Here is an 11,302-nt window from a genome sequence, read left to right as displayed (position 1 = left end):
TAATCAGTTAAAATCTTCAAATAATTTCTATCATTACTGAGCAAGTACACTTTTAATATTAATTTTGTGCCCCGTAAATAAATTAAGGTTTTAATACCAAAATTCATGTCGGGGAAGTCAAAATACATCTTTGTTACCGGAGGCGTAACATCATCATTAGGTAAAGGTATCATCTCAGCTTCGTTAGGGAAATTATTACAATCCCGGGGATACTCTGTTACAATCCAAAAATTCGATCCATACATTAACGTGGATCCTGGTACATTAAATCCATATGAACATGGAGAGTGTTATGTAACAGATGATGGTGCTGAAACAGATTTAGATCTTGGACATTACGAAAGATTTATCAGTACACCTACTTCTCAGGCGAACAACATCACTACCGGTAGAATCTATCAAAACGTTATTCAAAAAGAGCGTAGAGGAGATTATTTAGGAAAGACGGTTCAAGTCGTACCGCATATTACCAACGAAATCAAAAATGGATTCAAAACTTTAGGTGAGTCCGGAAATTATGATTTTGTAATCACTGAGATTGGAGGGACTATTGGAGATATCGAGTCTCAACCTTACGTAGAGGCTTTACGTCAATTCAGATGGGAACTTGGAGAACAAAGAAGTTTGGTAATTCACCTCACTCTAGTTCCATTCTTACAAACCACCGGAGAGCTAAAAACAAAACCAACGCAACACTCTGTTAAAGAACTTTTATCTTTAGGAGTGCAGCCCGATATTTTAGTTTGTAGAACTGAACATCGTTTGAACGATGATTTGAAAAGAAAAATTGCACTTTTCTGTAATATCAAATTTGACTCGGTAATTGAATCTATTGATGCAGATACAATTTATGATGTTCCTTTATTGATGCAAGATCAAAAACTGGATCAGGTTGTTCTTAGACAGTTAGACTTACCGGTAGGAGAGAATCCGGAAATGAAAACCTGGAGAGCATTCCTGGAACACATAAAACATCCGAAGTCTTCCGTTGAAATTGCGTTAGTAGGAAAGTATATTGAACTTAAAGATTCTTATAAATCTATTCTTGAAGCATTCAACCATGCGGGTGCTAGTAATTCCTGTAAAGTAAATATCCGTTGGGTTCATGCAGAAGAAGTAATAAAAGATACTGCAGACAAATTACTAAAAGGCGTTCATGGAGTTCTTGTAGCTCCAGGATTTGGTGAAAGAGGTATCGAAGGGAAAATTGCCGCAATCACATATGTGAGAGAAAATAAGATTCCTTTTATGGGAATTTGTTTGGGTATGCAATGTGCTGTAATTGAATACGGCAGAAATGTACTTCAATTAGAAAATTGTGATTCCGCAGAGTTTAAACTTAACGCAACAAACAAAGTAATTGACTTAATGGAAGGTCAAAAGAATGTAAGCGATAAAGGTGGAACGATGCGTTTAGGAGCTTACGATTGTGAACTTCAATCTAATTCAATTGCTGAAAAAGCATATAACACAAGCAACATTAGTGAGCGTCACCGCCATCGTTTTGAATTCAACTCTCAGTATTTAGATACTTATCAAAACTCTGGAATGATCGCTACAGGTAAAAATCCTTCCTCTGATTTGGTTGAAATAGTTGAAATACCAGATCACCCATGGTTTGTTGGAGTACAATTCCACCCGGAATACAAAAGTACTGTAGCAAATCCTCACCCACTATTTATTGATTTTGTTAAAGCTGCAATGCAGCACTCAAAAAACTAAAATGGACAAAAAAGGACTAACAGGTTTACTGCTTATCGCAGGTATATTCATGTTTTGGCAATATTTGAATCAGCCAAGCCCTGAAGAAATTGCGCAAATGAAAGCGCAAGCAAAACAGGACTCTATACATCTTGCTGCTCAAAATAGCCAACCTAAGGTAGAAACTGCAAAACAGATTATTCCAGCAGATACGAATCAGAGTGTTAATGCTGATTCTATTCAGAATGTAGAGTTACAATCTAAATATGGTACACTGGCTGCAAATGCCATTGGTAAGGAAGAATTTACTACCATAAAAACCCCACTGATTACAGCTACATTTAGCAATGTCGGTGGTCGAATGGTTTCTGTAGAATTAAACGATTATCAAACATATGATAGTCTTCCACTTTTACTGTTTACTGAAGATTCAACTAAACTGGATTTTGCGTTCAACTTTGAAAATAGAACGCTTAAAGCTTCGGATTTCTATTTCAAATCTGAGATAATTGAGCCGACTTCGCAAAATGATTCTACGGTGGTTATTTATCGCGCTTACGCAGGAAATAACTCTAGATATATTGAGCAACGTTACACCTTTTTCCCGGATGATTACATGTCTAAATATGCAATCAACTTTGTTGGAATGAATGATGTGATTGCTGAGAACAATAACAGTATCATGTTGAACTGGCAAATGAAGCCATTAAACAAGGAAAAAGGATTATCACTTCAAAAGCAAAAAACGACATTCTTCTATCGTACAAATGATGGAGATACAGATTATCTTTCTGAGGGTCGTGATGATGAAGAAGCTTTAGAACTTCCTGCGCAATGGATTTCATTCAAACAACAATTCTTTTCAGTTGCTTTAATCTCTGACAACAAATTCAAGGCGAATTCAACAGTATTAACTACCAAAACCCTTGAATCAACAGATTATATCGCTGATCTTACCGCTAAGATTGATGCAGAATTAACCAATGGTGGTATTGATATGGACATGTATTTAGGTCCAAACGGGTATTCTATGTTGGCAGAATATGGAATTAAATTAGATAAGCAAATCGATTTAGGATGGGGAATCTTCGGATGGGTAAATAGATTCCTGGTAATCCCTGTATTTAACGTATTAGATGGCTCAGGATTGTCATACGGAATTATTATTCTAATTCTTACGATCTTCATTAAACTGATTCTTTCTCCAATTACCTATAAGACTTATTTAAGTAGTGCGAAGATGAAAGTTCTTAAACCTGAAATTGAAGAAATCAATAACAAGTTTAAGGATGGAGATAACATGAAGAAACAACAAGCGATCATGGAACTCTATAAACAGACCGGAGTAAATCCTATGGCCGGTTGTGTTCCAATGTTGATCCAAATGCCGATTCTTTATGCGATGTTCCGATTCTTCCCTGCAGCATTGGAACTCCGTCAGAAAAGCTTCTTATGGGCGGATGATTTATCTGCATACGATTCTATTTTGAGTCTAGGTTTTAATATTCCTATGTATGGCGATCATGTAAGTGGTTTTACTTTGTTAATGGCGATTTCCATGATTTTCTACACACGTAACAACTCTCAAATGAGTATGGGCGGTGGTATGGGAGCTGCTCAAGAGTCGCAAATGAAGATTATGATGTGGATGATGCCAATCATGATGGCGGTATTCTTAAATAGCTTCGCAGCGGGTCTTACGTTGTACTATTTCACCGCTAACATGACTACAATGGCTCAACAATTCATCATCAAGAAGTTTTTTATTGACGAGGATAAAATTCATGCTAAATTACAGGCAAATAAAGCCAAGCCTAAAAAGAAAGGCATGTTTGCGAAGCAACTTGACAAAATGAATGAAGCACAAAACATTGCTCAAAATCGTCAGGTAAGAAGAAAAAACAAATAAAATGAGACATTTACCTTCATTACTCTTTGTATTACTAATTTTTATAGGTTGCTCCAACCAAAACGAAGCAGCCTATTCTACGGATTCTAAATCAAAGAATACCTATGATGTAAATGAAGTTGTTGTATCATTTGAGCAAACCGCTTGTTTTGGCACCTGTCCGGTTCATAAAATGGAAATCTATGGTAGAGGTAATGCCAAATATCACGGAGACCGAAACGTAAAGTTTAAAGGCGATTTTATAGCGAATGTTTCGCCAAAACAGCTTGCTGAAATCATTGACAAAGCAAATGCCATCAATTTCTTTGAATTAGAGGCTGAATATACTGCTCCTGTAACGGATTTACCTACTTCTATCATTTATATTAAAGATGGGAATAAAAAGCATCAGGTTAAAGCTTATGCCGAATATCCAAAAGAACTGGCGGACTATATTAAATACCTTTACGAGGTTTCTCAAAAAATAGATTGGCAGAAAAACCAATAACAAAAAAACAAAAAAGGCGATGAAAATTTCATCGCCTTTTCTTTTACTTAACTTTTTCTTATTTCAATAGATGTACTTGTCCGTAATCCGTGATTTTTCTACCATCATGTAGCCTTAACGTATAAGTATACATATACACTCCCGTCATCATCATATCACCAGTATTGTTCATTCTACCATTCCACCCTTGATCTTTCGATGAAGTTTTAAATACCAGGCCTCCCCATCTATCAAAGATTTGCAAGTCATAATCTTCATCCATAACACCTTCTCCAACAATTTTAAACTCTTCATTATGGCCATTACCATCTGGAGTAAATGCTGTTGGATAATAATATGTCGTTACATAAGCCACCGGTAAATCCGTGTTCGTTGAATCGGCACAACCAAACTCATTACTTACAACAAGTTTAATGTTATATACACCTTCAACCGGGAATGGATAACTGAACTGATCTTCCGTACTAATTGCAGAATCCGATCCATTGGAATACCATGACCAGGTGGTTGCACCTTTACTCTTATCCCAGAAATCTACATAATGCTCTAGAATATCCGGTTGATGCGATTTAAAATCAAAATCAGCAATTGGAGTTGGTAATACTTTAAACATACATGGATATTGCTTTTTAGTAATACATCCATATTGAGAGGTTAATCTCACTGTTACATCATGACATCCATCCGCAGTAAACAAACGCTCAATCTTTTGTCTTGGATCTACAGTTTCATATCCCTTACCGAAATTCAATTCATAATTAAATGCCGAGTTCACCGTATCAAATCCAAATTCAAAGGTTCCAGGATCACAATTAACCGCAGTATCCACCCACGCTTCAAAATCCTCAAAATTGCCAACATCCACATTTATGGTTGCAATACCTGCTGGTGTCAAACACTCATCCACAACTGTTACCGTATAACTGGTTGCTTGAGTCGGTACTACCAAATGTGCCTGACCATTTCCTAAACCATTATCCCAAGTATAAGTGAACTTCCCATCTCCACCTGAAGCTTTTGCATACATATAGAATTGCTCTCCAATACAAATCGTATCACTAGGTGTTGTTGACACTTTTAATGGTGCATAACCACCAATTTGAACCCATACTGAATCTACAGCCGGAACAGTTCCACAAGCATCTGTTACAGTTACAGTGTAAAATTGAGAAGTCGTTACCAAAGTCTGAACTGCAGCTGTATTTCCTAAGCCTTGTTCCCATTGATAATTATATAAACTATCTCCACCATGTCCAAATGCCAAAAGACCAACAGTATCTCCCGGACATAATGTATCCGGACTATCAAATGATATACTCAATGGAGGTCTAACATATACTGTTACATCAGCACTATCCGGAGGACAGTTATTTGCATCTGTAACCACAACGGTAAATGACTGATCCAACGTTGGAGATACCCCTGTAGTAGCTGTAATTGCTCCGGTACTCCAGGTATAAGAATACGGTGGGGTTCCGCCCGTTGCAGATCCTGTAATATTCGTTGAATTACCCACACATATTAAAGTAGATCCTGAAGCACTCGCGTCAATTGGAGCAGGTTCGGTCACATTAAACGCAAATGTTTCCTGACATCCTTTAGCATCTGTAACTGTTACCATATTACTTCCCACACATAAAGTAGTTGCGTTAGATAATGTATCTCCACTACTCCATAAAAATGAATATGGAGGTGTTCCATAAAATACAACTGCGGTTGCATTCGCATCACAGGTAGATCCCGCACAGCTGGTTTGTCCGACAACCGGTACTGAAACTTGTAATGGAAGTTTTGTGCCTACGTTTCGACTCCAGTTACTTGAACACCCATTACCATCAATAATTTCTAAATGATATAAACCTTGCGTTAATCCTCCAACAGAATCCGGAACAGTAGAACCTACTGTAGTTTGAACTACGTTACCTGAATTGTCTGTCCATATAAACGTCCATGGATAAGGAATGTCCAGCGGATTTGGTGTGGCAATAATACTTCCATCAGATCCACCAGGACAACTCACCTTACTCGTTGTCCATGCGGGGCTCACAGGTGTATAACATGCAGGATCACACATATCTCTTACAAAGAAGCAAATAGTGGTATCATGCGTACAACCAAAGCCATCCAATATATTTACCGTATAACAATATGATGCACTATCCACTTGAGGATATGATATTAAAGAATCATTCCCCACCATTGTTACAGGTGCATTTGCAGCCGTATCTACCCAAATAGAATCAATCCCCGGGTTATATGTTACAACGGTCGAAGGATACAAACTTGAATCTAAGTCTATTCCCCAGGAAAACAGATAACCATCATCACCAGCCCATTGATCCACAATGGTTAAAGTCCAGGTTCCATTCAATGGACATCCAATCATATTATTCATTGTTTGGAATGGTGCATAGCTATTTGCAGGTAAAGACGCCCCAATATTAAATCCAGTACATGGTGAAATTACCGGAGGACACCCACAAGCATAGTTGATCATATTGGTTTGGTTATTACCTGTTGGTTTCCATTCATATAGATAGCCGTTTCCTATTCCAGTCCCAGTACACGGCTCCCCCATGTTAGTTCCTCCGCCTCCTGGAAATGACTTTAATATTACACTACTTCCATTTGGGCAAGTCATAGTAATCGATAAATCTCCAATAAAAGTATGTTCCATCACAGCCCAAAACTTACTGATATCAGCTAGTGAACTAACCGTATCACCAGAATTAAATTTACTAAATGTAATCGTATTAGAATAAACTGCAGAAGAACTACCAAACGGAACATCAGGTAAAAACGTGGTTGGCTGAGATGTTCCTGAATCCGCATTACTCCAGGTTTGCGAAATTGCACCGTATGTCAAAATATTAGAATCTCCTAAACAGATTGTGTCTGACTCAAAAAATGTAGGCGTAAAATCTGGTTCTGTAGAAACTCTTAACCAATAGTTCAAATTATACTCCGCTTCACATCCTAAACTATCGATTGCAAAAACGGAGACCCTAAAAGCACCTGCACTATCTGGAGGGAAGTTCAAGGTAGTTCCTGAATCAATTAAAGTCGAATCATAATACCAATAGAAATTCACATTTGAATCATTTTGATTGTAATTCAAATTGTTATTTGGATAAATTCCAGCAACAGTAATCTCCGCAGTATCTAGATCACATATATCAATAAATCCACCAATAGAAGTATCAGGATCAATTGAAACAGTTTCTATTGTATATTGTTGACATGGAATACTACACGAAACCGAAGCAGTCCACCCATTTCCAATACCCGCTGTATCAGAAATAAAATGAAAGGTCAAACATCCTCCTGGGTTTGTACTTGATATTGCCGAAATCGTTCCAAAAACAGGATTTGTAGCATCATACACGCCTAATAGAGGCGCTGCTGTTGAGCTTCCATTATACACGGTAAGAACATCACCCGGTCCCATTACAAATGAGGCAAAGTTTACTGAAATGATATTTCCCGCTATTGACGGACAAAAGGTCAATGTATAGTTTTCATTATTTGTATACCCGGGAGTTCCTGGACCACCAGAACCAAATCCGGTGCTCGATTCAAATTGGGTAGAACATGTATTATACGTTCCAGTATTCATTAGAATAGTTTGCGAATAACCAGCAAGCGAAACAATCAAACTCAATATAACAACCAAATACTTCTTCATCTTATTTGTTTTCTTGAGTTAGCAAATATCCACTCAACACTTGGTCTGGTGCAATAAACACTATTACTTTACCTGTATCTCCAATTCGATAGGTTAAAAACTGGTCATGCTCACGAATAATATCCAGCATTAGTATGTTCAAGTTTTCAATGTCTTCTATAGTAACAGTTTTTTGAGATTGCTTAAATTTCAAAGAACTTATATCAGGAAAATTAGATACTTTTTCTTGAGGTAAATCTGTTATAATCTTATATCCATACTGAATATAATAATTTAAGTATGCTAATGTTTGAGGTTGTTCAGTTTCCATCTGTGCTACCATTGTAGGCCCATACATATCTACAATTCTCTTATCTATTCCATTAGATTGTGCAAATACAATAAACGAGCTGCAAAGAGCAAATAATAAGATGTAATATTCTTTTCCTTTAAAATTCATTTTCCGTTCCAAAACTGTTTCTCCTATGCCAGACGTAATAAGTTTAAAATAGATGTCTATGCTTTTCAGCAAAGTAACCATTTTGATTTAGTATCACAATAATATTGAAAAAAAACATCTACCTTTGAGTCTAATTCTAATATATTTAAATATAACCAATATGAAAAATCAATATTACTTAAAACACCTTACATCTATTTTTTTTCTTCTGGTGATTCTTTCCGTTAAAAGTATTTCTCAAATAACTCTTCCTTCTACAAACCCAAGTGTAGCTGGCTCACAAGATATTAGCCATTCAAATGTCTATTGTGCTGAAATTTACAACTCAGGAACCGCTCATTATGTAGCCAATATTCTGAAAAATTTAGCTTCTGGTCCATTAGAATACTATTGGGGCAGCACAACAAATCTTTCTTCCTCACCATTACTAAACTCCTCTGAAGTGCTTAATTATAATGCTTCTAGCTCGGATATAGTGATTAACCCAAAAACAGGTAATGCTTTGATTGCTATTGTAGAGAATGGGCAATTGATTTTAGAACACAGAGTTCCCAGTGGATTTTCATATTCTAGTACACAAGCGGCTGTCACCATAGCCGGTATTAATCTAAATATGGTTCCGGAAAAAATAAGCCTTGAAACATTTGGAGATTTATATGCTGTCTTAACATATGTCTCGAATAATAATATCTATGGTTTTTTAATTAACTGGAATACACCCATAAACCAGCAGGCTAATCCTCCAATTTCGCAACTTACATCTTTAAACCCTGGAGATGCTATTAACTCTTTTGATCATACTTGCACACACTCTCAAACAAGCAATGGTCAAATCATTTTGGCTTTTTCTGTAGCTACTGCAAGTGGTCAAGCACAAGTTTGGGAAAACTCTATCGGCTTTAATAGTAGTTCATTGACTACGCAAAGTCTTAATCAGGTATATTCTTCAAATTTTTCAATTCCAAAAGTTAGAATCTGTAGTCCCGGGAATCTAGGAGTTCTAACTCCAAATTCTCCATCAACTTGGAATCCTTTATATGTTATAGGAACTGATCGCACAGTTGTATTTGATGTAGCCGGATCTTCTGGAAATCAAATAATCTCAATAACATCCGATAACACTGGTTCTTCCTTAACTCAAACAATAACAAGTGGAGCTTGTAAACTAGAAGATGTATCTTATTCAAGTAACAATCAAATTGAAATTTTATGGGCTCAAAACAATAACAGCAGTTGGACATATGGAAATGCTGATATTGCAATTGTATCTCAGAGTCTTGACTATTTTGGAAACCTTATGGGACCAGTTTCAGTATTAACAAAATATCCTGGTGTTTATCAAAGAGCCAAAACTAATGGACGATTTTACGGTAAAACCAATTCACTAATCTACGGATACTTCCACGTCACCACAGCAAATTATTATTATAGATTTAATCCTATTACTGCTCCTGCTTTTTAAACTCTAATTTTTAATATAGTATATAAAAAAAATATACTTATAACATGTTAAAAAGTTAACACACATCATTTCGTGCATTTATCAAAAATGCTACATTTGGAGCTGCTAAAAATAGCGAATTAATAATACATTTATACAAATAAACTAAGATGAAAGTAACCGTTGTAGGTGCCGGAAACGTAGGCGCTACTTGTGCCAATGTATTAGCTCACAATGAAGTGGCTAATGAAATTATTCTTCTTGATATTAAAGATGGCGTTGCCGAAGGTAAAGCTTTAGACATGTGGGAGACTTCTCCAATTAACATGTATGATTCAAGAACCATTGGTGTAACCAATGATTACGAAGCTACAGCAGGTTCTGAAGTTGTTGTTATTACTTCAGGGCTGCCACGTAAACCTGGGATGAGTCGTGACGACTTAATCGCAACTAACGCAGGAATTGTAAAATCAGTAACTGAACAAGTGATTAAACATTCTCCTGATGCAATTATCATCATTGTGTCTAACCCATTAGATGTAATGACTTATCAAGCATTTAAAACTGCTGGTATTGATTCAAGTAGAGTATTTGGTATGGCTGGTATCTTAGATACAGCACGTTACCGCTCTTTCCTTGCTTTAGAATTAAACGTTTCTCCAAAAGATATTCAAGCTGTATTAATGGGTGGTCATGGTGATACTATGGTACCACTTCCAAGATATACAACTGTAGGGGGTATTCCTGTAACTGAATTAATTGATGATGATAAACTACAAGCTATTGTTGATCGCACAAAAACTGGTGGTGGTGAAATCGTTAAATTACTAGGAACTTCTGCATGGTATGCGCCTGGTGCTGCTGCTGCACAAATGGTAGAAGCTATCGTTAGAGATCAAAAAAGAGTTTTCCCTGTGTGTGCATGGTTAACCGGTGAGTATGATCAAAATGATATTTACTTGGGTGTACCTGTAATTTTAGGTAAAAACGGTATTGAGAAAATTATCGAATTAGACCTAAACAGTGATGAAAAAGCGCTTTTAGAAGAGTCTTCTGTAGCTGTTCGTGGTGTTAAAGATATTTTAGATGGAATGGACATCTAATCATCCCATTTAAGCTTATTAAATAAAAAAGCCGCTAGAGTTTCTAGCGGCTTTTTTGTGACTTTATATTTTTTTGTTTTGGGCGTTACCTCAATTCTTTTCAATCATTTCGGCCGGGCTTTCCGCTTTACTCCTCGCACCACTTCGGTTTACTGTGGGGTACCACTTCTATCCCTAACGCGCATTATTACTTTGCCCAACTCTATTTCTTACAAAACACCTTAACAACCTATAGGATTGCTACGCATTCCCTCTGTTCGCCAAGTTTATTTGTAGAAGGAATGCCAATTCCGCTAACGCAGAATTACACCTTTTTTTGTATCCAAATTCTCAAACTTCGTTTGGACATTTGGATACAAAAAAAGCCTATCACTTTCGTGATAGGCTTTCCTTCTGTGGGCGATGAGGGATTCGAACCCCCGACCCCCTCGGTGTAAACGAGGTGCTCTGAACCAGCTGAGCTAATCGCCCAATCTTTGTGAGTTTCTCAACTCGTTTCCCGATTGGGAGTGCAAATATACTCCATGTTTCTAACCT

General features: G+C 36.8%; 7 protein-coding genes and 1 tRNA gene. 5 read left to right on the top strand and 3 right to left on the bottom strand.

What is annotated here, in order from left to right; genetic code table 11:
- Positions 1 to 105: 105 nt before the first annotated feature.
- From KFE94_10740 to KFE94_10730, 3 genes are read left to right on the top strand one after another with little or no spacing between them, the layout of a single operon-like run.
- A complete protein-coding gene (locus KFE94_10740) occupies positions 106 to 1,722 on the top strand; it encodes a CTP synthase (GenBank protein UTW65154.1) in 1,617 nt (538 codons plus the stop codon).
- A 1-nt stretch (position 1,723) separates the two neighbouring features.
- Complete coding sequence (yidC, locus tag KFE94_10735) at positions 1,724 to 3,610, top strand: membrane protein insertase YidC (GenBank protein ID UTW65153.1); 1,887 nt, start codon at positions 1,724 to 1,726, stop codon at positions 3,608 to 3,610.
- Position 3,611: 1 nt separating this feature from the next.
- Complete coding sequence (locus KFE94_10730) at positions 3,612 to 4,097, top strand: hypothetical protein (protein UTW65152.1); 486 nt, start codon at positions 3,612 to 3,614, stop codon at positions 4,095 to 4,097.
- 58 nt (positions 4,098 to 4,155) lie between these two features.
- Here the strand turns inward: KFE94_10730 and KFE94_10725 are convergent, their stop codons facing one another.
- Both KFE94_10725 and KFE94_10720 read right to left on the bottom strand, forming a co-directional pair.
- Positions 4,156 to 7,782: a gliding motility-associated C-terminal domain-containing protein gene (locus KFE94_10725; GenBank protein ID UTW65151.1), complete on the bottom strand. Its 3,627-nt coding sequence runs from the start codon at positions 7,780 to 7,782 to the stop codon at positions 4,156 to 4,158.
- Between the two features lies 1 nt (position 7,783).
- Complete coding sequence (locus KFE94_10720) at positions 7,784 to 8,293, bottom strand: hypothetical protein (protein ID UTW65150.1); 510 nt, start codon at positions 8,291 to 8,293, stop codon at positions 7,784 to 7,786.
- An 88-nt stretch (positions 8,294 to 8,381) separates the two neighbouring features.
- Here KFE94_10720 and KFE94_10715 point away from each other — a divergent pair, with 88 nt between their 5' ends.
- Positions 8,382 to 9,683 carry a hypothetical protein gene (locus KFE94_10715; protein UTW65149.1) on the top strand — a complete coding sequence of 434 codons (1,302 nt, stop codon included), beginning with the start codon at positions 8,382 to 8,384 and terminating at the stop codon, positions 9,681 to 9,683.
- Between the two features lie 149 nt (positions 9,684 to 9,832).
- Positions 9,833 to 10,765 (top strand): malate dehydrogenase, encoded by a 933-nt coding sequence (gene mdh / locus KFE94_10710; protein ID UTW65148.1) that lies wholly within the window; start codon positions 9,833 to 9,835, stop codon positions 10,763 to 10,765.
- A gap of 396 nt (positions 10,766 to 11,161) precedes the next feature.
- On the opposite strand, the gene KFE94_10705 is transcribed toward mdh, so the two are convergent.
- Positions 11,162 to 11,236 (bottom strand) — tRNA-Val (locus tag KFE94_10705).
- Positions 11,237 to 11,302 lie beyond the last annotated feature (66 nt).

The organism is bacterium SCSIO 12643, assembly GCA_024398135.1.
Lineage (GTDB): Bacteria > Bacteroidota > Bacteroidia > Flavobacteriales_G > Salibacteraceae > CAJXZP01.
This window is presented reverse-complemented; position numbering and strand designations above follow the sequence as displayed.